This is a genomic window from Kushneria sp. AK178 (assembly GCF_053903105.1).
This window is the reverse complement of the sequence record NZ_CP096381.1, coordinates 2768235-2788878: the sequence shown is the minus strand read 5'-3', so window position 1 is coordinate 2788878 and position 20644 is coordinate 2768235. Positions and strand designations below refer to the sequence as shown.

Annotated in this window: 20 protein-coding genes; 13 read left to right on the top strand and 7 right to left on the bottom strand. The window is 63.4% G+C overall.

All coding sequences use genetic code 11. The features are described from left to right. Positions 1 to 5 precede the first annotated feature (5 nt). Both M1D97_RS12785 and M1D97_RS12780 read left to right on the top strand, forming a co-directional pair. A complete protein-coding gene (locus M1D97_RS12785) occupies positions 6 to 1442 on the top strand; it encodes an FAD-dependent oxidoreductase (protein ID WP_456268110.1) in 1437 nt (478 codons plus the stop codon). A gap of 162 nt (positions 1443 to 1604) precedes the next feature. After that, positions 1605 to 1859, top strand: a complete 255-nt coding sequence (locus M1D97_RS12780; RefSeq protein WP_456268109.1) for a hypothetical protein — start codon at positions 1605 to 1607, stop codon at positions 1857 to 1859. Positions 1860 to 1940: 81 nt separating this feature from the next. Here M1D97_RS12780 and M1D97_RS12775 read toward each other — a convergent pair whose 3' ends face one another. Together M1D97_RS12775 and rutR are read right to left on the bottom strand one after the other, a co-directional pair. Further along, a complete protein-coding gene (locus M1D97_RS12775) occupies positions 1941 to 3137 on the bottom strand; it encodes an NAD(P)/FAD-dependent oxidoreductase (protein WP_456268108.1) in 1197 nt (398 codons plus the stop codon). A gap of 108 nt (positions 3138 to 3245) precedes the next feature. Continuing rightward, the gene (rutR, locus tag M1D97_RS12770) at positions 3246 to 3926 is read right to left on the bottom strand and encodes an HTH-type transcriptional regulator RutR (RefSeq protein ID WP_456268107.1); all 681 of its coding nucleotides are present in this window, start codon (positions 3924 to 3926) and stop codon (positions 3246 to 3248) included. Between the two features lie 283 nt (positions 3927 to 4209). On the opposite strand from rutR, the gene M1D97_RS12765 reads away from it, so the two are divergent. Beyond that, positions 4210 to 5523: a solute carrier family 23 protein gene (locus M1D97_RS12765; protein WP_456268106.1), complete on the top strand. Its 1314-nt coding sequence runs from the start codon at positions 4210 to 4212 to the stop codon at positions 5521 to 5523. Positions 5524 to 5616: 93 nt separating this feature from the next. Beyond that, on the top strand, positions 5617 to 6333 hold the full coding sequence (locus M1D97_RS12760) for a gamma-glutamylcyclotransferase (protein WP_456268105.1): 717 nt from the start codon (positions 5617 to 5619) through the stop codon (positions 6331 to 6333). A gap of 27 nt (positions 6334 to 6360) precedes the next feature. Here the strand turns inward: M1D97_RS12760 and M1D97_RS12755 are convergent, their stop codons facing one another. Further along, positions 6361 to 7491 carry a glycosyltransferase family 4 protein gene (locus M1D97_RS12755; protein ID WP_456268104.1) on the bottom strand — a complete coding sequence of 377 codons (1131 nt, stop codon included), beginning with the start codon at positions 7489 to 7491 and terminating at the stop codon, positions 6361 to 6363. A gap of 183 nt (positions 7492 to 7674) precedes the next feature. On the opposite strand from M1D97_RS12755, the gene M1D97_RS12750 reads away from it, so the two are divergent. The 9 genes from M1D97_RS12750 to M1D97_RS12710 all read left to right on the top strand — a co-directional run bounded on the left by M1D97_RS12750 (position 7675) and on the right by M1D97_RS12710 (position 16647). Further along, positions 7675 to 8178, top strand: coding sequence for a cupin domain-containing protein (locus M1D97_RS12750; RefSeq protein ID WP_456268103.1), 504 nt, complete (start codon positions 7675 to 7677; stop codon positions 8176 to 8178). Positions 8179 to 8240: 62 nt separating this feature from the next. After that, positions 8241 to 9401 carry an ATP-binding cassette domain-containing protein gene (locus M1D97_RS12745; protein WP_456268102.1) on the top strand — a complete coding sequence of 387 codons (1161 nt, stop codon included), beginning with the start codon at positions 8241 to 8243 and terminating at the stop codon, positions 9399 to 9401. Beyond that, positions 9398 to 10033, top strand: coding sequence for an ABC transporter permease (locus M1D97_RS12740; protein ID WP_456268101.1), 636 nt, complete (start codon positions 9398 to 9400; stop codon positions 10031 to 10033). Before M1D97_RS12745 ends, M1D97_RS12740 begins: the two co-directional genes overlap by 4 nt. Continuing rightward, positions 10033 to 10707, top strand: a complete 675-nt coding sequence (locus M1D97_RS12735) for an ABC transporter permease (protein ID WP_456268100.1) — start codon at positions 10033 to 10035, stop codon at positions 10705 to 10707. Before M1D97_RS12740 ends, M1D97_RS12735 begins: the two co-directional genes overlap by 1 nt. 100 nt (positions 10708 to 10807) lie before the next feature. After that, complete coding sequence (locus M1D97_RS12730) at positions 10808 to 11779, top strand: ABC transporter substrate-binding protein (RefSeq protein WP_456268099.1); 972 nt, start codon at positions 10808 to 10810, stop codon at positions 11777 to 11779. A gap of 286 nt (positions 11780 to 12065) precedes the next feature. Continuing rightward, positions 12066 to 13532 carry an NAD-dependent succinate-semialdehyde dehydrogenase gene (locus M1D97_RS12725; RefSeq protein WP_456268098.1) on the top strand — a complete coding sequence of 489 codons (1467 nt, stop codon included), beginning with the start codon at positions 12066 to 12068 and terminating at the stop codon, positions 13530 to 13532. A 137-nt stretch (positions 13533 to 13669) separates the two neighbouring features. Then, entirely contained in the window at positions 13670 to 14662 is a 993-nt protein-coding gene (gene eutB / locus M1D97_RS12720; protein ID WP_456268097.1) for a hydroxyectoine utilization dehydratase EutB, read from the top strand. A 17-nt stretch (positions 14663 to 14679) separates the two neighbouring features. Next, on the top strand, positions 14680 to 15630 hold the full coding sequence (locus M1D97_RS12715; RefSeq protein ID WP_456268096.1) for a cyclodeaminase: 951 nt from the start codon (positions 14680 to 14682) through the stop codon (positions 15628 to 15630). Positions 15631 to 15756: 126 nt separating this feature from the next. Beyond that, positions 15757 to 16647 carry an NAD-dependent epimerase/dehydratase family protein gene (locus M1D97_RS12710; RefSeq protein WP_456268095.1) on the top strand — a complete coding sequence of 297 codons (891 nt, stop codon included), beginning with the start codon at positions 15757 to 15759 and terminating at the stop codon, positions 16645 to 16647. Positions 16648 to 16767: 120 nt separating this feature from the next. Here M1D97_RS12710 and M1D97_RS12705 read toward each other — a convergent pair whose 3' ends face one another. The 4 genes from M1D97_RS12705 to argC all read right to left on the bottom strand — a co-directional run bounded on the left by M1D97_RS12705 (position 16768) and on the right by argC (position 20618). Next, a complete protein-coding gene (locus M1D97_RS12705) occupies positions 16768 to 17067 on the bottom strand; it encodes a chorismate mutase (protein WP_456268094.1) in 300 nt (99 codons plus the stop codon). A gap of 17 nt (positions 17068 to 17084) precedes the next feature. Then, positions 17085 to 18665 (bottom strand): glucose-6-phosphate dehydrogenase, encoded by a 1581-nt coding sequence (gene zwf / locus M1D97_RS12700; protein WP_456268093.1) that lies wholly within the window; start codon positions 18663 to 18665, stop codon positions 17085 to 17087. A gap of 110 nt (positions 18666 to 18775) precedes the next feature. Continuing rightward, complete coding sequence (locus M1D97_RS12695) at positions 18776 to 19591, bottom strand: ion transporter (protein ID WP_456268092.1); 816 nt, start codon at positions 19589 to 19591, stop codon at positions 18776 to 18778. Between the two features lie 70 nt (positions 19592 to 19661). Beyond that, positions 19662 to 20618, bottom strand: a complete 957-nt coding sequence (gene argC / locus M1D97_RS12690; RefSeq protein ID WP_456268091.1) for an N-acetyl-gamma-glutamyl-phosphate reductase — start codon at positions 20616 to 20618, stop codon at positions 19662 to 19664. Between the last annotated feature and the right edge of the window lie 26 nt (positions 20619 to 20644).

The window sequence follows — 20644 nt, the reverse complement described above, 5'->3', positions numbered from 1 at the left end:
GTCACATGGCAGAACAGCTCTCCAACGATTTTCAGTTTATCGATGTGGGTCGCCAGGACCCGCAGAAAAAGGAAGCGCACCTGCGCGTGCAGGAGTTCGGCGAGATCTATGAAGAGTATCGCCCGCGCGACGCCGCAAGCCAGGCGCACCGCTGCCTGCACTGCGGCAATCCGTACTGCGAGTGGAAGTGCCCGGTGCACAACTACATTCCCAACTGGCTGAAGCTGGTCACCGAGGGAAATATTCTGGAAGCCGCGGAGCTTTCGCACCGCACCAACTCGCTGCCGGAAGTGTGCGGACGTGTCTGCCCCCAGGATCGTCTGTGCGAGGGCGACTGCACGCTCAATGACGGCTTCGGCGCGGTGACCATCGGCTCGATCGAGAAATACATCACCGATACCGCCTTTGCGATGGGCTGGCGCCCCGACATGGCGGGCGTGGAGTGGACCGACAAGCGTGTCGCCGTGATCGGCGCCGGCCCGGCCGGTCTGGGCTGCGCCGATGTGCTGGTGCGCAACGGCGTCAAACCGGTGGTCTATGACCGCTATCCGGAAATCGGCGGGCTGTTGACCTTCGGTATCCCCGAATTCAAGCTCGAAAAGCACGTCATGCAGCGCCGTCGCAAGGTGTTCGAGGAGATGGGCGTCGAGTTCCGTCTCGGCGTCAACATCGGTACCGACGTCTCGATCAACGAGCTGCTGGAAACCCATGATGCGGTGTTCATGGGCATGGGCACCTACAAGTACATGGAAGGCGGCTTCCCCGGCGAGCAGCTCGACGGCGTCTACAAGGCGCTGGACTATCTGATCGGCAACGTGAACCACAATCTGGGCTTTTCGGACTCGGCCAGGGATTTTGTCTCGCTCAAGGGCAAGCGGGTCGTGGTACTGGGCGGCGGCGATACGGCGATGGACTGCAACCGCACCGCCCTGCGTCAGGGCGCCGAGGAGGTGACCTGCGTCTACCGTCGTGATGAGGCCAATATGCCCGGCTCGCGTCGCGAGGTGAAAAACGCCCGCGAGGAGGGCGTCGAGTTTCTCTTCAATCGTCAGCCCATTGCGGTACTGGGTGAAAACGGCCGGGTCGAAGGCATCAAGGTGGTGCGCACCCGCATGGGCGACCCGGACGAGAATGGCCGCCAGCGTGCCGAGGTGGTGCCGGACTCCGAGGAGATCATCGAGTGCGAGGCGGTCGTGGTGGCCTTTGGCTTCCAGCCTCATGAGGTGGACTGGTACAGCGACCAGCGCGTCGAGATCGACGATCGCGGTCGCGTGCTGGCCCCGGAGCAGGGCGACATGGAGATGAAGCGCTTTGCCTATCAGACCAGCAACGAGAAGATCTTCGCCGGCGGCGACATGGTGCGCGGCTCGGATCTGGTCGTGACCGCCGTGTTTGAAGGTCGCCAGGCCGCGGAAGGCATGCTGGACTATCTGCAGGTCTGATCAGCGTGCTGTTGTGCAGGGAGCGTCGGCGATGGGGCCGGCGTCCCCCTTTCGTCATGAATCCGGTGCCGTTTGCCCCTGCGCCGGTGGTATGTGCGCCCTCGATTCTATACAGTGGCGTCCCTCGCAACACACCGCAACGAAACACCAGGGGTAACGAACATGATCAGGCTGGAACGCAATATTCTGGATCAGGCCAATAACCATCTGCGTGAGCTGGAAGATCATGTCATGGGCAACAACGACGGTGACCAGGACAAGGCGCTAGACACCTGCAGCCAGCTCAAGGCGCTGCTGGCGCTGGCCGAGATCAACGACAGCGGCATGTCCGACGAGTGTGCCGGCATGCTCGAAGAGATCGAGCGCCGCTCGAAGCTGGTGGTCTCCAAGCTTCAGGACAGCCGCTTCAGCATTTAAGGCATTCGGCAGGCCTTTTGAAAACGGGCGCCCCGGCAGCGGGGCGCCCGTTTTTTATGGACCGATCACCGGCATGGCCGGTCAGGCGATGTCGATGCGCCCGATCAGCGTCTCTTCGCTCTGTTCGGCGGTGTCGGCCAGCACGGCGCGCGCCTCATCGAGCTTGTCCGGGTCCATGTTGAGCTGCAGCACGCCCTGAACCTTGCCTTCATTGAGGTAATACACCACACCCTGCTCCTGCGGTGTGGCCCAGTCCTCGAGGGTCTCGAGCGAGCTGTCGAGGGTGCCGACGGCCTTGTAGGCCATGTCGAACACGGTGGAGTAGAAATAGGGCGTATGGTCGTAGGTGTCACTGCTGCCGGCCATGATACGGCCCACGGTCATGCCGGACTGGTTGGCGTGATCGACGTGTTCGATGCGCCGACGGCCCAGAATGCGGTCCGGATAGCAGGCCACGTCACCGGCGGCGAAGATCGCCTTGTCAGCGGTCTGCAGTCGCTCGTTGACCACCACGCCGCCGTCCACCTCGAGGCCGGCGGTTTCTGCAATCTCGACGTTGGGCGTCACGCCCAGCCCGAACACCACCGCGTCGGCTTCCAGCGTGCTGTCGTCATCCAGTGTCAGGGTCACGTGGTCGCCGTTGACCCGACCGGTCTCGACGCTGCGCCCGCCGAGCAGTTTCACGCCCCGATCCAGATAGGTCTGGTGGTAGCGGCTGGCCAGCGACGGCGGGAACATCCTGCCGCCCAGGACTTCCTCGGGATAGACCAGCGTGACACGGGTGTCGTTTTGTACCAGCGCCGCGGCGATCTCGGTGCCGATGTAGCTGCCGCCCACCACCACGACATGGCGCTGGTCACCGGCCAGTTCGCGCAGGCGATCGTAGTCGCGCACGGTGCGAAAGTAGAGCACGCGATCGCCTGCCGGCAGGTCATCCAGCGTCACCACCGTACCGCCGGTGGCCAGCAGCAGTTGGCCGTAGCCGTGCACCTCGCCGTCTTCGATGGTCACGCTCTTCTCGTCGCGATTGATGCTCTGCACGCGCGTACCGGTGTAGAGCGTGGTGTGCTCATCCTGCTCCGGCTGCATCCAGATCCTGTCATACGTGAAATCGGGGTCGGTCCAGAGCTTCTTGGACAGGGCGGGGCGCGTGACGGGGCCGTCGGGCTCGGCGCCCAGAATGGCAATGCTGCCCTGCTGGTCGTGCTCGCGAATGCCGTTGACGGCGTTGGCGGCCACCATGCCGCCCCCGATGATCAGATAATCATGGCGTTGCATATCGACTCCCTGTCCCGGATTGAATGGGGCGCCGGCATCCGGCCGGGCACCTGATGTTTCAAGCGTAGTCCAGGACAGGGGACGTGTCGGGTCGCGAATCGACCCCGGTCAGGATTTGCGGGGTGTCAGGCCGGCCATGACAATGCCCTGGATATTATCGACCGCGGTGTCCAGAAAGTCGGGGTCGTCCAGCGTCTGCCCGGAAATGGCCTCGATCTGCACGGCAAAATCGGCGTAGTGCTGGGTGGTGGCCCACAGCAGATAAAACAGGTGCCAGGCGTTGACCGGGGCGATATCGCCGCGCTCGATCCACTGCTCGATGACACCTGCCTTGTCATCCACCAGTGTGCGCACGCTGCCCTGAAGCATGTCGCCCAGCAGTGGGGCACCCTGCACCATCTCCAGACAGTAAAGCCGCGAGGCCTCGGCGTGATCGCGCGAGAGCTCCAGCTTGAGCCGAATATAGTGGCGAATGGCGGGCAGGGCATCGGCGTCGGACTGCAGCGCCTGAAAGGGCGCGATCCATATATTGAGCGTTTCGCGCAGGACCGCGGTGTAAAGCGCTTCCTTGGTGGGATAATGATAGATCAGGTTGGTCTTGGAAACGCCGGCATGCTCGGCCACCTGATCCAGGCTGGTGCCGTGCAGGCCAAAGCGGGAGAAAAAGTGCAGCGCGGCCTGGCGCATGCCGGCGCGGCGCTGCTTGATGGCGCGGCGGCGTTTGCCTGTTGCGGACACCGTGTGATCGGGGCGTGGCAGGTCATCGGTCATCGGCACGTCATTCGTCATCGCCTGTAGAGTCCCCCACGATATCAGAAGTTGTCGCGGGTAGCGGCAGGGCAGCGTGCCGTTTTGATCCCTTTTATACCGTTGTTTAAAAAATCGACAGGTGTCATGAAGTGAATGCTTCGCCGTGGCGTTCGATGTCAGGCGACCGGCATGGTGTCCGGAGAGTCGACCGGGCCTGCACCGGTATTCGGTGTCTCGTGGGACGAAGGGGCGCATCGAATCGCCCGGGACGATAGAATGCGCGCCGGATCGCATCTGATGACAAGGCTGGAGTAGACAAGCAATGGCACAATCCTGGTTTCCACGCTGGCACCCGGCCGATGCCGGCAAGGGCGGGCTGGTCGCCCCCGATGAGCGCCTGAGCGCCGGCCAGACGCTGGTCATGGGCATTCAGCATGCGGTGGCGATGTTCGGCTCGACCGTGCTGGCACCGCTTCTGATGGGCTTTGATCCCAATCTGGCCATTTTGATGTCCGGCATCGGCACGCTGCTGTTTTTTCTGGTCGTGGGCGGGCGCGTGCCGAGCTATCTGGGCTCGAGCTTTGCCTTTATCGGCGTGGTGATTGCCGCCACCGGCTATGCCGGCAGTGGTAGCAACCCCAATATCGGCCTGGCGCTGGGCGGCATCATCGTCTGCGGGGCGATCTATGCGCTGGTGGGGCTGGTGGTCATGGCGCTGGGCACGCGCTGGATCGAGGTGCTGCTGCCGCCGGTGGTGACCGGGGCGATCGTCATGACCATCGGCCTCAATCTGGCGCCAGTGGCGGTGTCGAGCGTGGCCGATTCCAGCTTTGACAGCGTCATGGCGCTGGTCACGATTCTCTGCGTGGGATTGGCGGCGGTCTTCACCCGCGGCATGCTGCAGCGGCTGCTGATCCTGGTGGGGCTGGTGGCGGCCTATATCATCTATGCCGTGGTCACCAACGGCCTGGGCTGGGGCACGCCGATTGATTTCTCGGTGGTCTCAAACGCGGCCTGGTTCGGGCTGCCGACGTTCACGGCGCCCGAATTCAATGCGCATGCGATGGTCCTGATCGCGCCGGTGGCAGTGATTCTGGTCGCCGAGAACCTAGGGCACATCAAGGCGGTCGGGGCGATGACCCGGCGCAATCTGGACCCGTATATCGGCCGCGCCTTTGTGGGCGATGGGCTGGCCACCATGCTCTCAGGCTCGGCCGGCGGCACCGGCGTGACGACCTATGCCGAAAACATCGGCGTGATGGCGGTCACCCGGGTCTACTCGACGCTGATTTTCGTCGCCGCGGCCGGTTTTGCGATTCTGCTGGGCTTCTCGCCGCGTTTCGGGGCGGTCATCCAGACCATCCCCGAGCCGGTGCTGGCCGGTACCTCGATCGTGGTCTTCGGCCTGATCGCCGTGGCCGGTGCGCGCATCTGGATCGAAAACAATGTGGATCTGGGCGATAACGCCAACCTGATCGTGGTGGCGGTGACCTTGGTGCTGGGCGCCGGCAACTTCTCGCTCAGTCTCGGTCAGTTCACCCTTGATGGCATCGGCACGGCCACCTTTGGCGCCGTCATCCTGCATGCCATCCTGCGTTGCGGTACGTCTCGCAGGGCGCTGGAAGAGGGCCATTGACCATCGCATCGGTCGAAACGCTGCGGCGCTGTCGTGTTCGGCGCCCGGTCACGTTAGGCTTGATAAGATGACTGTCATGAACGAGGCCGCCTGATGAATGAACAGCCGGACGATGAAAGACCGCTGGCCATGACCCGCGAGGTGCTCGAAGCCGATCGTCTTCGCGCCCACTACGAGAAGCATTATCCGCAGGAGACGCTGGTCTCCAACGACACCTTCCGCGACTCGATTGCCGCGATGCTCGCGCACCGTCCGCCCGGCGCCGAGCAGATCGACGGCGTCTATCTATTCGCCTACGGCTCGCTGGTATGGAATCCGTGCATCGAGATCGAGGAGCGTCGTCGCGTGCGCCTGGAGGGGTATCATCGTGACTTCTGCCTGAATCTCGAGCATGGCCGCGGCACGCCCGAATGTCCCGGGCTGATGCTGGCGCTGGTGCCCGGTGGCGACAGCGAGGGCATGGCGCTGCGCATCAGGGAGCAGCACCTGACGCATGAGCTGCTGCTGGTCTGGCGGCGTGAAATGATCACCGGCGCCTATGTGCCGCGCTGGGTGACGCTGGCCACCGAGGAGGGCGAACTGCCGGGCATCGCCTTTATCGCCAACCCCGAGCATCCGCGCTATCTGCCGGGTCTGTCGGATGCCGACATCGTGGGCCGGCTCGCCACGGCCAGTGGCGTACTGGGCAGCTGTCTTGAATATCTTGACAATACGGTCGCCGGGCTGCGCGATCTGGGTATCGAGGATGGCTATCTGGGGCGGCTCCAGCGCGCCGTGCATGCCCATGACCGTACGGGGCGCGTGCGTTGATCAGCGATTGCTGCTGGTGCTGTCGGGCTATTGCCTGACATCAAGGACGTGTTGAAGATAGCTGATCCAGCGGTTGGCGATGGGCTCGATGTCAAAGCGTTGAATGGACTGTGCTGCATGATTCGAAAATTCGATGCGCTTGTCCTTTTCGCCCATCAGTTTGCCGAGCTGTCGTGCAAAATCGGCGATATTGTCCTGTTCGACAAGATAGCCACTCTGGTCATGTTCGATGATTTCAGCCGGTCCTGTATCGCAATCGAAGGCCACAATGGGCAGACGATGGGCCTGAGCTTCCAGCAGTACCATCGGGAACCCTTCAAAGCGTGACGTCATGGCCAGAATGGCGGCCCGGTGATAATGGCTGCTCACATCCGATGTGGCAGGCACCATGGTAACGCTCTGTTCGATAGCCAGCCGGGCAATGCTGGCTTTGAGGGCGTTGTCTTCTTCACCGCTGCCGAGTATGACAAGCTGCCATTCATCATGGTCGGCACCGGTCTGATGCCTGATCTGCGCCCAGGCTTCGAGCAGGCGGTCAAATCCCTTCTGGTGATTGAGCCGCCCCACGGCAAGTACCGTTTTTGAGTCGGGGTTGTAATGTTGCTCGGGAGGGTCGAAGGGGACGGGGTTGGGAATGGCACGAATCGGCCCGTTGGGCCGGGCCCCCTGCTGCCAGTATCCCGCATCCCGCTCGGTCAGGGTAATTATTCCGTCTGTCTGGCGCGCGATCAGACGTCGACCCATGAGTTTGTGAGGACGGCCAAGATCAAGATTGAAACAGAAGTGCTCCCAGTGGACATGTCTTGTCGGCAGGCCTGCCAGTGCAGGTAAAGCAACCTGCCCGAGGAGATAATCCGTATCAATCACAATATCCTGAGGGTGTTCTTTAAGAAGCCTGCGCAACCTGCAGGATGCAGCAGGAAAGCGGCCCAGGCGTTTACCCAGTGCAAGCGATTTGTTTTTTTCGGTTACCTGTTCCGGGAAGAGTTGATAGAGTTTTACGTTTTCGTTTTTTTCATAAAAGGGTTCCAGACCTCCCCAAAGGCTGACAATCGATACATCGACTCCCTTTTCTGCCAGCCGGTTGGCCACCACCGACGTGACACGCTCTATGCCGGAAGGCAGGGAAACATTACGTAAAAAGAAACATATACGCATGGGTAGACAAGGCCCCCAGGACAGGAATTAAAGATTTTTCTGTATTTTATTTTTTTTGAATAAGTGAAATTTGCCTGAATCGCCTTTTTCATTGTTCGGGGAATAAAACCGTCGAAATGGCACAGAATTCCTGCTGTACTGCTCGCGATGCCACCTTCTTATAACAAGCCGTTAGAGAGATGCATGAAAAAGCCTCAGACCCTTTTTTTTCAGGACGATGGCAACATTCCCAACAGTCGCTACCCTGTGCTGCTCTATCGCGGTGTGACCTCGGACAACGGCCGTGCGCTGGTGGACACCCTTGAGGCGCTGTTCGAACACAACGGCTGGCCGGTGCAGTGGCGCGGGGGCGTGTTCGACTACCATCATTTTCACAGTACGGCGCATGAGGTGCTGGGCGTGTACGATGGCGCTGCCACGCTGCGCCTGGGCGGCGAGCAGGGCGAGGATATCGAGGTCAGCGCCGGCGACGTGATCGTGCTGCCGGCCGGCACCGGCCACTGTCGCGTCAGCGCCAGCAATGACTTCGCCCTGACGGCAGGGTACCCGCGCGGCGAGGGCGACTGGGACATCTGCCGCAGCGGTGACAATACGCCCGCCGTGCAGCGCCGTATCGAGGCCGTGTCCAATCCGGCGCTTGACCCGGTGGCCGGCGACGCGGGCGGCGTGGTCAGCGACTGGACCTGACCCCCATCGATAGCGCGCTGCCCGGGTGGCGCAGCGCTGGTTGACTCCAGGAGGATACGCCGTTGACGAAGGATCATCGCCAGGGCGACAGCGCGGTCGATCGGGATACCCATGACAGCAGTGCCATCGTGTTTGAGAGGGTCAGCAAACGCTATGGCGATGGCACGGTGGCGGTCGAGTCGCTGGATCTGACCCTGCCGGCCGGGGAGCTGACCGTGCTGGTCGGCCCGTCGGGCTGTGGCAAGACCACCACGCTTCGCATGATCAATCGGCTGGAAACATTGAGCGACGGGCGGCTGCTGATCGGCGATCGTGATGTCATGTCGGTGGATGAAACCCGGCTGCGCCGCCAGATCGGCTATGTGATGCAGCATTCGGGACTCTTTCCCCACAAGACGATCGCCGACAATATTGCCGTCGTGCCGCGCCTGCTGGGCTGGGACAGGCAGCGCATCCGCGAGCGGGTGGCATCACTGGTCGAGATGGTCGGTCTCGACGAGGCGCTCGCCGCACGCTATCCGCATCAGCTCTCCGGCGGACAGCAGCAGCGCGTCGGGCTGGCGCGGGCGCTGGCCGCCGACCCGCCGATTCTCTTGATGGACGAGCCCTTTGCTGCGGTCGACCCCATCGTGCGCGCCCGGTTGCAGACCGAATTTCTCGATCTCCAGCGCCGGGTGCAGAAAACCATCGTGATGGTGACCCACGACATCGACGAGGCAATGAAGCTCGGCGATCGCGTGGCGATTTTTGCCCAGGGCGGCAAACTGGCCCAGTTCGATACCCCGGCGCGGCTGCTGTCGGCGCCGGCCAGCGACTTTGTCGTCGATTTCATCGGCGCCGATCGCGAGCTGCGCCGGCTGGCGCTGGAGCGCCTCGACAGCCTGGAACTGGATGCGGGGCTGACGGCACCGCGGGACGAGATCGTCGCCCGGGCGCGCAGCTACCTGCAGCAGGCAGGCAACGGCGGCATCGTGGTGCTCGACGAGCAGCGCGCGCCGCTGGGCTGGCTGGACTGGGAAACTCTCAAGCAGGCCGACGACCGGGCGCGGATCGACTCGCTGCCCCTCAAGCCCTGGCGCCACCGCCTGTATCTGCACGACAACCTGCGCAGCGCCCTCAATGCCCTGATCAGTGCGCCCGGCGAGGTCATGCCGGTGCTCAACGATCAGGGGCGCTACGAGGGCGTGATCGATCAGCGGCAGCTGACAAGGCGGCTGTCATGAACTGGGGCTGGGTGGCGTCCAACACGGATCAGATCACGGCGGCGCTTTTGCAGCACGTGCAGCTGGTCGCTCTGGCGCTGCTGTTCGGTTTTCTGATCGCCTTTCCGCTGGCGCTGCTGGCGGTGCGCTGGCCGCGGCTCTACGGCCCGTCGCTGGCCGTCACCGGGGTCATGTTCACCATTCCCTCGCTGGCGCTGTTCATTCTGCTGATGCCCTTTACGGGATTGTCGATGGCGACCTCGCTGATCGGCCTGACGCTCTATACGCTGTTGATTTTGTTTCGCAACATCGTTCAGGGGCTGCGCGGCGTCTCGCCCAGCGTGCGGGAAGCGGCCCGGGCGCTGGGCTATACGCCCGCCCGGCGGCTGTTTGCCGTGGAACTGCCGATTGCGCTGCCGGTGATCGTGGCCGGCATTCGTATCGCGGCGGTGACCATTATCGGCATGGTGACGGTCACGGCCCTGATCGGCCAGGGCGGTCTGGGGCAGCTGTTTATCACCGGCTTTACCCTGAGCTTTGCAACGCCCCTGATCCTCGGCTTCGTTTTGTCGGTGCTATTGGCGGTGGCGGTGGATCTGGCGCTGGTGGCCGTTTTGTACTGGCTGACGCCGTGGCAGCGGGGAGGGAGCTGATGAACGGTGATTTCATGACGCTGATCGCCGGTGTGATCGACTGGTTTTCCCAGCCCGTAAACTGGCAGGGGCCCGGCAGCATTCCGGCCCACGTGGTCGAGCACGTCACCTATGTGGTGATCTCGACGCTGATCGGCGCGGCCATTGCGCTGCCCATCGGCATCGGTCTGGGCCACAGCGGCCGCGGCGGGCTGATGGCGATCAATATCTCCAACATCGGCCGCGCCATTCCCTCTTTCGGGGTCATCATCCTGGTTTTTCTGCTGGCAGGCTATGGCGTGATTCCGGTGATCGTGGCGCTGGTTGCGCTGGCGATTCCGCCGATGGTCACCAATAGCTTCGTGGGCATGCGCGAGGTGGACCCGGCCGTGCGCCAGGCCGCCGTGGCGCTGGGCATGACCGGCTGGCAGCGGCTGTGGCAGGTCGAACTGCCGATCGCCATGCCGCTGATCATGGCCGGGGTGCGAACGTCGGCCGTGCAGGTCATGTCCACGGCGACGCTTGCCGCCTATGTGGGCCTCGGCGGTCTGGGGCGCTATCTCATCGATGGCCTTGCCGTGCGCGATCTCGCCCAGGTGCTGGTCGGCGCGATTCTGGTGGCTGTACTGGCGATCGTGACCGAGCTGTTGCTGGCGGGGGTCCAGAAGCTGATCACGGCCAAAGGACTGCAATAAAGGAATGAGTGCAATAGCTGGATGCACGACGCGCCGGTCTGGGCCAGAATCGGCAGGGCCGATGATGAACACAAAAGATGAACACAAGGGAATGCTCAACATGATCAAGGGAATCGGAACCATGAACATGGGCCGTGGCTGGAAACTGGGACTCGGCGCGCTGGCGCTGGCGGCACTCGCCGGCTGCTCGGGCGGCGATGATGACAGCGCCGATGACAACACCGCGCAGACCGGCGAGGGCGATCAGGCAAGTCTCACCATCGGCTCGACCAACTTCCCCGAGCAGCTGATTCTGGCCAACATCTATGCCGACGTGCTGCGCAATGACGGCGTCAACGTCAACACCCGTCTCAATCTGGGCTCACGCGAAGTGGTCTTCCCGGCGCTGACCAGCGGCGAGATCGATCTGCTGCCGGAGTATTCCGGCGCGCTGATGACCTATCTCGATCAGGATGAGGCGCATGTCGATGCCCGCAGCAGTGACGATGTCATGTCGGCCCTGCGTGAGGTACTGCCCGAGGAACTCGAGGCGCTGGAGGCTTCCCCGGCCGAGGATCGCGACGTTCTGGTGGTCACCCGCGAGACGGCCGATCAGTACGACCTTGAAACCTTCTCCGATCTGGCACCCGTCTCCGGCGAGCTGACGCTGGGCGGGCCGCCGGAGACGCGCACCCGTGATGTCGGCATTCCCGGGCTCAAGCGGGTCTATGACATCGAGTTTGCCGGCTTCCGCTCTCTGGATGCCGGCGGGCCGCTGACCCGCGGTGCACTGACCAACGGTGATATCGACGTAGCGCGCATGTTCTCCTCCCAGGGGGCGATCGCCGAGAATGACTGGGTGGCACTGCGTGATGACCAGGATCTGGAGCCGGCCCAGAACATCGTGCCGGTCGGTCGCAGTGAAGCCCTGACCGATGAGATGCGCGACAGCCTCAATCGCGTCTCCGCGGCGCTGTCGACGGAGGATCTGCAGGCCATGAACCACCGCGTCGAGATCGACAAGGCCGATCCGGCCGAGGTGGCCGGCCAGTGGGTCGACGAGCACATGACCGGCGATCAAACGACCGATTAACGCCACAGGCAGGCTGCTGCCATGGCTGTCAGCGCCGCCCCCGGGGCGGCGTTTTGCTGTCCGTACTCCTTTACCCCGCCCGACCCTGCACCGGCATCGACCGAAAAAACGCCAGGTTGCACCGCGCACAAGGAAAAAAATCCACGACAACGTGAGGCGGGACAGAAAAAAGACCCGCGCCGGATCTGCCACGCTGGAAGGCAGGTGGCGATACGGCCTTTAGAGGGCGTTCTCACCGTTTCCCTTTCGATGTGCATCCATGACGCCCTGGCGTCCAGGAGGTGACATGCAGCTCAATGACCCCCGCCTTTTTCGCCAGCTGGCCTATATCGATGGCCAATGGACGGCCGGCACCAGCAACCGTGACGAAATCGTACTGGATCCGGCCAACGGCGAAACCCTGGGCTTTTGTGCGCTGCTGGACGCCGAGCAGATTACCGACGCCGTTACGGCAGCCGAGAACGCCTTTGCCGGCTGGCGGGCGCTGTCGGTGGAGGCGCGTGGCCGGCGGCTGAGCCGGTGGTATCAGCTTTTGCACGAGCACCGCGAGGATCTGGCCCATCTGATGACGCTGGAGCAGGGCAAGCCGCTGCGCGATGCCCGCGGTGAGGTGGACTACGGCGCCAGCTTCATCCAGTGGTTTGCCGAAGAGGCGCGCCGCGCCTACGGCATGACGATCCCCAGCCATATCCCCAACGCCATGCTGGGTACCCTCAAGGAGCCGGTGGGCGTGTCGGCGATGTTCACCCCCTGGAACTTTCCGCTGGCGATGATCACCCGCAAGGCGGGCGCGGCGCTGGCGGCAGGCTGTCCGGTGATCGTCAAGCCGGCCAACGAGACGCCGTTCACGGCGCTGGCACTGGCGGAGCTGGCCGAACGCGCTGACATTCCACCGGGGGTATTCAACGTGGTAACCGGTGAGCCGGCCACCGTCTCCGAGGTGCTGTGTACCGACAGCCGGGTGCGCTCGGTCTCTTTTACCGGCTCGACCCGGGTCGGCAAGCTGTTGATGCGTCAGAGCGCCGGCAGCGTCAAGCGCATGTCGCTGGAGCTGGGCGGTAACGCGCCCTTCATTGTCTGCGAGGATGTGGACGTCGATGAAGCGGCTCGTGATGCGGTGGCGGCGAAATTCCAGACCGCGGGGCAGGACTGTCTGGCGGCCAACCGCATCTTCGTGCACCGGCGCATCCATGATCGTTTTCTGGAACGCTTTGCCGCCCACATGAAGGCGCTGCGGGTCGGCAGCGGCATGATGGAGGTCGATATCGGCCCGCTGATTCATCGCCGCGCGGTCGAGGCGGCCCATGCCATTGTCGATGACGCCGTGCAACAGGGGGCGCGGCTGGTGGCCGGCAACCAGTCGATGGCGCCGGGGGCCAACTTCTTCATGCCCACGCTGCTGGCTGACATTACCCCGGACATGCGCGTCTTTCGCGAGGAGACCTTCTCGCCGGTGGCGGGCGTATGCGCCTTCGACGATGACGAGGCGGTCGTGGCGGCGGCCAACGATACCGAGTATGGCCTGGCGGCCTATGTCTACAGCAACGACGTCAAGCGCATCTGGAAGATGATGCGCGGGCTCGAGTACGGCATGGTCAGCGTCAACACGCTGAAGATGACCGGCGCGCCGATCCCCTTCGGCGGGGTCAAGCAGTCGGGGCTGGGCCGCGAGGGCGGCGCCCAGGGGCTGGAGGAGTATCTGGACACCAAGTACTTCTGTCTGGGCAACATGCCGGGGCCCTCGGGCAGCTGAACCGGTATCAATGATGCGGCATTGCCGGGGAAAGCTCGCAACGCCTGCTCCCTTGAAGCTGCCGGGGCCATGCGCCAGGGTGGATTGTTCCAGCGTGAAAGACCGTGGCGCACGCGCCTTCACCGATCGAGAGCCTCATGATCTGCGACCCTGTCACCCTGCACGATATCTACCTCGCCCGCGCCCGGATCGCGGGTCAGGCGGCCAGAACGCCACTGATCAAATCCGTGGCGCTCTCCAGCCGCTTTGACGCCGAGGTCCATCTCAAGCTCGAGACCCTGCAGCCCAGCGGCGCCTTCAAGCTTCGGGGCGCGCTCAACGCCATTGCCGCACTGGATGACGCCGCGCTTGAACGCGGGGTGACCACGGCTTCGACCGGCAATCACGGCCGTGCGGTGGCCTGGGCGGCGTCCCGACTGGGGGCGCGCGCCATCATCTGCGTATCAAGGCTGGTGCCGGCCAACAAGGTGGCCGCCATCGAGGCGCTGGGCGCCGAGGTGCGCACGATCGGACGCAGTCAGGATGACGCCTTCGTGGAGGCGCGCCGGCTGGTGGAAGACGACGGCATGACGCTGATCGAGCCCTTTGATGACCCGCTGATCGCGGCCGGACAGGGCACCATCGGCCTGGAGCTGATGGAGGATGTGCCCGATCTCGATCGGGTGCTGATCGGCCTCTCCGGCGGCGGGTTGCTGGGCGGCATTGGCCGTGCCGTGCGCGCCATCAACCCGCGGGTGCAGGTCACTGGCGTGAGCATGATGGCAGGGGCGGCGATGATCGAGAGCCTGGCGGTGGGGCACCCGGTGGCGGTCGAGGAGGTCGAGACGCTGGCGGACTCCCTCGGCGGCGGCATCGGGCTTGAAAACCGCTGCACCTGGGCGCTGGTGCGCGAGGTCATGAGCGATCACTGCCAGGTCAGCGAGCGCGCCATCGCATCCGCCATGGTGCACTTTCTGGAGACCGAAAAGATGCTCGTGGAGGGCGCGGCGGTCGTGGGGCTGGCCGCACTCGAGGAGCACGCCATCGACATTCGCGGCGAGAAGGTCGCCCTGATCGTCTCGGGCAGCGGCGTGGACATGGCCACCTGGCAGCGGGCAAAAAACATGGTCGAGACAAACACCACCACTTGAGGACACAGGGAGCGGGCATGGAGCTTTACAACCGCACGCAGATTCAGGACGTCGTACCGCTGGACCACAATGCGCTGGATGCCGTGGAAGCCGGCTTTCGGGCACTGGGGCAGGGCGAGGTGGTGCAGCCGCCGATTCTCTCCATGGCGATCGAGGAGGCCAACGGCGAGGTCGACGTCAAGACCGCCCACATTCGCGGCAACGACCGCTTTGCCATCAAGGTCAGCCCCGGGTTTTTTGATAACCCCTCCATCGGCCTGCCGAGTCTCAACGGGCTGATGATCGTCTTCTCGGCGAAGACCGGGCTGGTCGAGGCGGTGCTGTTTGACGAGGGCTATCTCACCGACATCCGCACCGCGCTGGCCGGCGCCATTGCCGCGAAGCATCTGTCACGCAAGGAGAGTCGACGTGCGGCCGTGCTCGGCGCCGGCGTGCAGGCCGAGCTGCAGGTGGCGGCCCTTAAACTGGTGCGCGAGATCGATACCGTCGATGTCTGGGCGCGCGACACCGATCGTGCCGAGGCGTACGCCGAGCGCATGCGCGCGCGGTTTGACGATCTCACCGTCAATGTTCACGGCGACATCGAGAGTGCCTGTCGCGAGGCGGACGTGATCATCACCACTACGCCGTCGAAGTCGCCGCTGCTGGAAGCCTCGCATCTGCCCGCCGGCGTCCATGTCACCGCCATGGGCTCGGACAGCCCGGAAAAGCGCGAGCTGGACGAATCCGTGATGACCCGCGCCGACGCCTTCGTGGCCGATACCCGTGCCCAGAGCGAGACCAACGGCGAGCTCAAGGCCTATGCCGGCAGGGCGCCCTCGTTCGAAGTGCAGGAGCTGGGACAGATCATCGCCTCGGGGCAGTCACCGCGTGCGATGCATGATCAGATCACGGTATGCGATCTGACCGGCACCGGCGTGCAGGACACCGCCATTGCCGGCTTTGCCCTGCAAAGGCTGGTGGCGTAGCGCGCAGAGCGTTCGGGCGCCGGGCTGTCAGCGTCGAGCGAACGCCTTGATGGCAGGTGTGTTTACTGGCGCATTGAGTCGCGCCTTGCCAGGGTGTCATGACTGTTTCATCAATCGGGAGAACCCATGCGCATTCTGTTTACGGGGGGCAGCGGCAAGGCCGGCCGCCATGCGACCGCCTATCTTCGCGACCAGGGACATCAGGTCACCAATCTGGACTGGGCGCCGTCCGACACGCCCGGCATCGCGCATCTGACCACCGATCTGACCGACGCAGGCCAGGTGTTCAACGCCTGCCGGGCCTACGCCCGTCATGACGAGCTGGAACCGGGCACCGGCGTGCCGCAATACGATGCCATTGTCCACTTTGCGGCCATACCGGCCATTTTGCTGCGGCCGGACAACGAGACATACCGCATCAATACGCTGGGCACCTACAACGTGCTGGATGCCGCTACAAAACTGGGCATTCCCAAGGTGATTTTTGCCTCCAGTGAAACCACTTATGGCATCTGCTTTGCCGATGGTGAGGTCAAGCCGGACTATCTGCCGGTGGACGAAAAACACCCCACCGTCCCGCAGGACAGCTACGCCATGAGCAAGGTGGTCAACGAGGTCACCGCGCGCTCCTTTCAGGCGCGCTCGGGCATCGACATCTACGGGCTGCGCATCAATAACGTGATCGAACCCCATGAGTATCGCGAGGCGTTTCCGGCGTTCATGGAAAACCCCGCCCTGCGCCGGCGTAACATCTTTGCCTATATCGATGCCCGCGACCTGGGGCAGATGGTCGACTGCTGCCTGAAAACGGATGGTCTGGGTTACGAGGTGTTCAACGTGGCCAATGACGATCTGTCGGTGGGGCTGACCAGCCGTGAGGTGATCGAGCGTTTCTACCCGGAAGTGCCGCTCAGGCGCGAGATGGGCGAGTTCGAGACCTTCTACAGCAACGAAAAGGCGCGCCGTCTGGTCGGTTTCGTGCCGCAGCACTCCTGGCGCGACGAGCTGGATCAGTAGCACCGGCGCGCGGCAGCAGTGACGCTGTCGGGGAGGTCGGTGCTTCCGGCGTCCTTGACGACACCGGGGGGCGCGGTCGGCCGCGCCCCCTGGTCTTTTCCGCCCGATTCAAAAGCGCGATCAGTGGCTGTCGTGCCGGTGCGTACGCGTTTCGGCGTCGATGAACGCCGTGATCATGGCCCGGTAGACCTGTTCGACGACGTCGGGATCAGCCCGTTTCTCCTGCGCCAGCGCACGTACGCCGGCAATGACCTCCTCGACGCGCTGCGGTGCCTGCACCTCCTGCTCGTTGCGCTTGAAGGCGGCGGCCTGCTTTACGTAGTCACCCCGTTCGGCCAGAGCGGCAACGATGTCCCGATCAATGCGGTCAATATGGTAGCGAACGGCCTGCAGGTCATGGCAGGTCTGTACTTCCTTCATTGCGACCCCCTGATGCGCTATTGCCTTCTCGAATCGCCCGGTACCGGTGCTACGCCCGGGCCGGTAACCTCGCCGATCTTGTGCCACGTCCGACCGTCGCGCTCGAGCAGGTCATCGGCGTTCTGCGGACCCTCGGAGCCGGCCTCGTAGCCCTCGACGCTGTCGTCCTCGGCCCAGGCGTCCAGGAAGGGCTGCACGGCGCGCCAGCTGTTCTCGATCGTGTCCACGCGCTGAAACAGCATCTGATCGCCGGTCAGGCAGTCGTAGATCAGGGTTTCATAGCCGGTGGCTGCCGGCAGGTCGAAAAAGTCCTTGTAGGCAAAGCCCATCTTGACCGTATCCATCTCCAGCTCCGGCCCCGGACGCTTGGCCTGGAAGTCGAACCACATGCCCTCGTTGGGCTGCAGCTGAATGATCAGCCAGTTGGAGGTCAGACGGTCGACATCGGTGCCGCGGAACTGGGCGTAGGGCGCCGGCTTGAAGCAGATGGCGATCTCGGTGTCGCGGGCACTCAGACGCTTGCCGGTGCGCAGATAGAAGGGCACGTTCACCCAGCGCCAGTTGTCGATCATCATTTTCATGGCGACATAGGTTTCGGTGTTGCTGTCCTTGTCGACGTCGGGCTCGTCCCGATAGCCCGGAACCTCCTCGTCATGGGCGGTGCCGGCACGGTACTGTCCGCGTACCGAGTTTTCGCGGACCTTTTCCCGCGGCCAGGGACGCAGGGCGCCCAGCACCTTGGCCTTTTCGCTGCGCAGGGCGTCGGCGCCAAAGGCGGCCGGCGGCTCAATGGCCACCATGGCCAGCAGCTGAAAGAGATGGTTGGGCACCATGTCGCGCATGGCGCCGCTCTTTTCGTAGAAGCTGCCGCGTGTTTCGACGCCCACGGTCTCGGCGGCCGTGATCTGGATATGGTCGATGTAGTGATTGTTCCAGAAGGGTTCGAACAGCACGTTGGCAAAGCGGGCGACCAGAATGTTCTGCACGGTCTCCTTGCCCAGAAAGTGATCGATCCGGTAGATCTGCTCTTCCTTCATGACCTCCAGCAGCCGGGCATTCAGTGCCCTTGCCGACTCGAGGTCATGGCCGAAGGGCTTTTCCACCACCACGCGGCGGTAGCGATTGTCGCCTTCCTTCATCAGCTCGGCCTGACCCAGCTGGTCGGCAATCTCGCCAAAGAAGCGCGGGGCAGTGGCGCAGTAGAAGATGGCGTTGTCGCTGGTGGCCCCGTCCAGATACTCATTGATCCGGGCATAGACGTCGCCGTCGGTGAAATCGCCCTGAAGATAGTGAATGCGCTGGGCGAAATCCTGCCAGTGCGCCTCATCGACCTCCTGACCGCCGCCTTCGGCGTGCCTGTCGGCGGCCTTGTCGGCGATGAAGTCCTTGAGATGCTGGCGAAAGCTGTCGTCGTCGTGCTCGGCAATATCGATCCCGACAATGTTCATGCCGCGATCCAGCAGGCCGTCGCGGTCCAGGTTGTAAAGCGAGGGCACCAGCAGTCGCTTTACCAGATCGCCGCTGGCGCCAAAGATGAACATGGTGGTGTCGTCGGCCGGTGGGGCAGCCTTTTGATGCTCGCTGTCGGTCTGGGTCATGTCATCGCCTTTGCATGGGTGCATGTGGACCGGGGGCAACGCGTCGCTCCCTCTTCATAAAGCGTAATGCAATTGCGACGTTATGCCTCATGGATCGATAAAAGCCCGGGTCATGAATCATCGTCGAGGCGTTTTGAGTCGTCAGGCGGGCGCCGGGCAGGAGGTTCGGAGTTGTCATGCAGCCGGTCCAGCCGCTCACGCAGCTCACGTACCTCGCCGGTCAGTTCGCGAATCTGCTCATGCAAAGCGCGGGTCATGTCGCGCTGGGCGCGCGCCTCGCGGGATTCGCGCTCGCTGTCATCGGCAATGAAGATCGAGCCGATGTAGGCGGCAAAGCTGCCGAAAAGGCCCACCCCGCCGATCATCAGCAAAACGGCCACTACCCGCCCCAGCGTGGTAATCGGATAGTAGTCGCCGTAGCCCACGGTGGTGACGGTCACGATCGCCCACCACAGCGCGTCCTCGGCGGTCTCGATCGGACTGGCCGGGTTGGGGCTTTCCACCATCAGCATGGTGATGGCGCCAAAGGCCACCAGCAGGATCGTGGCGGTGGCCGCCGAGGCAAAAACGCCTTCGGCGCGGTTGCGAAAAAGAAGGCGCCAGATCATCTCCATCGACTTGATGGCCCGTAGTACGCGCAGTACCTGCACCACACGAAACAGGCGGGCGCCCTGAAACAGCCCCGCGGGGATGCAGGCCAGCAGATCGATCCAGCCCCAGCGCATGTAGGCCAGCTTGCTCTCGGCGCGCATGAAGCGCTGACAGAAATCGATGAAAAAGAAAAAGCAGACGATGTAGTCCATGTACTGCAGCAGGCGGGCAAGTTCCGGGGGAAGCGTCACCAGCATGCTGACGGCCATGGCGGTGATGACATAGATCGATAGCACCAGAACGAACAGCTGAAAGGGAGTCACGCGCTCTTTCATCGAAGGCTTCCGTCATGCCTGAACCGCGAAGGCGCCCGATGCGCCGATGGCGTACCGGGCGCAGGGGAGATCAGTCGTGCCGGCGGGAAAGGCCGGTGGTTTCCTCGAGCCCGAGGTGAATGTTCATGTTCTGCACGGCGGCACCGGCCGCCCCCTTGCCCAGATTGTCCATGCGGGACACCAGCGCCAGTCTTTCGTCGTTGCCGAACACGCACAGATCGACCCGGTTGGTGTCGTTGCACCCCGTGACGTCGAAAAAGCCGTTGTCCAGCGCGTCGCTGTCGCGGGCCGACATCACGTTCACAAAGGGCGCGCCGTCATAGTGGGCCTGCCAGGCGCGGGTGATGCGCTCGGCCGTCGTGCCTTCAGGCAGATGGGAGCGCTGCAGCGGAATGTTGACCGACAGCCCCTTCAAAAAATGGCCCACGATCGGGGTGAATACCGGCGAGCGGTCCAGGCCGCCGTGAATGCGCATTTCCGGCAGATGCTTGTGGGAAAGCGTCAGGGCGTAGGGGCGCGGGGCGTCCAGTGCGCCGTCCGTTGCGGCCTCGTAATCGGCAATCATCTTCTTGCCGCCACCGCTGTAGCCGGTCAGCGAAAAGGCCGAACAGGGGTAGTCCGATGGCAGCAGACCGGCATCGATCAGCGGGCGAATGAGCATGATGAAGGCGCTGGCATGGCAGCCCACGTTGGCGATGCGCTTGCTCTCGCGAATGCGCTCGCGCTGCCCCGGGATCAGCTCCGGCAGTCCGTAGGTCCATTCGGGGTCGGTACGAAAGGCGGTGCTGGCATCGATCAGACAGGTATCGGGGTTGTCGACCAGCGATGCCGCCTCCCGCGAGGCCTCATCCGGCAGGCAGAGGAAGACGACATCGGCCCGGTTGATCAGGCGCGCGCGCTCGTCACGGTCCTTGCGCCGGTCGCTGTCGATACGCAGCAGCTCGATATCCTCGCGTGCCTGCAGATAGTCAAAGATTCTCAGGCCGGTCGTGCCCTCCTGACCATCCACAAATACCCTGAACGTCATGGTCTACCTCGCGGGAGTAATGATAT

Excerpts from the sequence above, each read along its gene's own strand:
- M1D97_RS12765 (WP_456268106.1), top strand. The coding sequence starts at position 4,210 with ATGGCACAATCCTGGTTTCCACGCTGGCACCCGGCCGATGCCGGCAAG.
- M1D97_RS12750 (WP_456268103.1), top strand. The coding sequence starts at position 7,675 with ATGAAAAAGCCTCAGACCCTTTTTTTTCAGGACGATGGCAACATTCCC.
- M1D97_RS12740 (WP_456268101.1), top strand. The coding sequence starts at position 9,398 with ATGAACTGGGGCTGGGTGGCGTCCAACACGGATCAGATCACGGCGGCG.
- M1D97_RS12710 (WP_456268095.1), top strand. The coding sequence starts at position 15,757 with ATGCGCATTCTGTTTACGGGGGGCAGCGGCAAGGCCGGCCGCCATGCG.
- M1D97_RS12775 (WP_456268108.1), bottom strand. The coding sequence starts at position 3,137 with ATGCAACGCCATGATTATCTGATCATCGGGGGCGGCATGGTGGCCGCC.
- M1D97_RS12705 (WP_456268094.1), bottom strand. The coding sequence starts at position 17,067 with ATGAAGGAAGTACAGACCTGCCATGACCTGCAGGCCGTTCGCTACCAT.
- M1D97_RS12760 (WP_456268105.1), top strand. The coding sequence starts at position 5,617 with ATGAATGAACAGCCGGACGATGAAAGACCGCTGGCCATGACCCGCGAG.
- M1D97_RS12715 (WP_456268096.1), top strand. The coding sequence starts at position 14,680 with ATGGAGCTTTACAACCGCACGCAGATTCAGGACGTCGTACCGCTGGAC.
- M1D97_RS12730 (WP_456268099.1), top strand. The coding sequence starts at position 10,808 with ATGATCAAGGGAATCGGAACCATGAACATGGGCCGTGGCTGGAAACTG.
- zwf (WP_456268093.1), bottom strand. The coding sequence starts at position 18,665 with ATGACCCAGACCGACAGCGAGCATCAAAAGGCTGCCCCACCGGCCGAC.
- eutB (WP_456268097.1), top strand. The coding sequence starts at position 13,670 with ATGATCTGCGACCCTGTCACCCTGCACGATATCTACCTCGCCCGCGCC.
- M1D97_RS12755 (WP_456268104.1), bottom strand. The coding sequence starts at position 7,491 with ATGCGTATATGTTTCTTTTTACGTAATGTTTCCCTGCCTTCCGGCATA.
- M1D97_RS12780 (WP_456268109.1), top strand. The coding sequence starts at position 1,605 with ATGATCAGGCTGGAACGCAATATTCTGGATCAGGCCAATAACCATCTG.
- argC (WP_456268091.1), bottom strand. The coding sequence starts at position 20,618 with ATGACGTTCAGGGTATTTGTGGATGGTCAGGAGGGCACGACCGGCCTG.
- M1D97_RS12735 (WP_456268100.1), top strand. The coding sequence starts at position 10,033 with ATGAACGGTGATTTCATGACGCTGATCGCCGGTGTGATCGACTGGTTT.
- M1D97_RS12725 (WP_456268098.1), top strand. The coding sequence starts at position 12,066 with ATGCAGCTCAATGACCCCCGCCTTTTTCGCCAGCTGGCCTATATCGAT.
- rutR (WP_456268107.1), bottom strand. The coding sequence starts at position 3,926 with ATGACGAATGACGTGCCGATGACCGATGACCTGCCACGCCCCGATCAC.
- M1D97_RS12695 (WP_456268092.1), bottom strand. The coding sequence starts at position 19,591 with ATGAAAGAGCGCGTGACTCCCTTTCAGCTGTTCGTTCTGGTGCTATCG.
- M1D97_RS12785 (WP_456268110.1), top strand. The coding sequence starts at position 6 with ATGGCAGAACAGCTCTCCAACGATTTTCAGTTTATCGATGTGGGTCGC.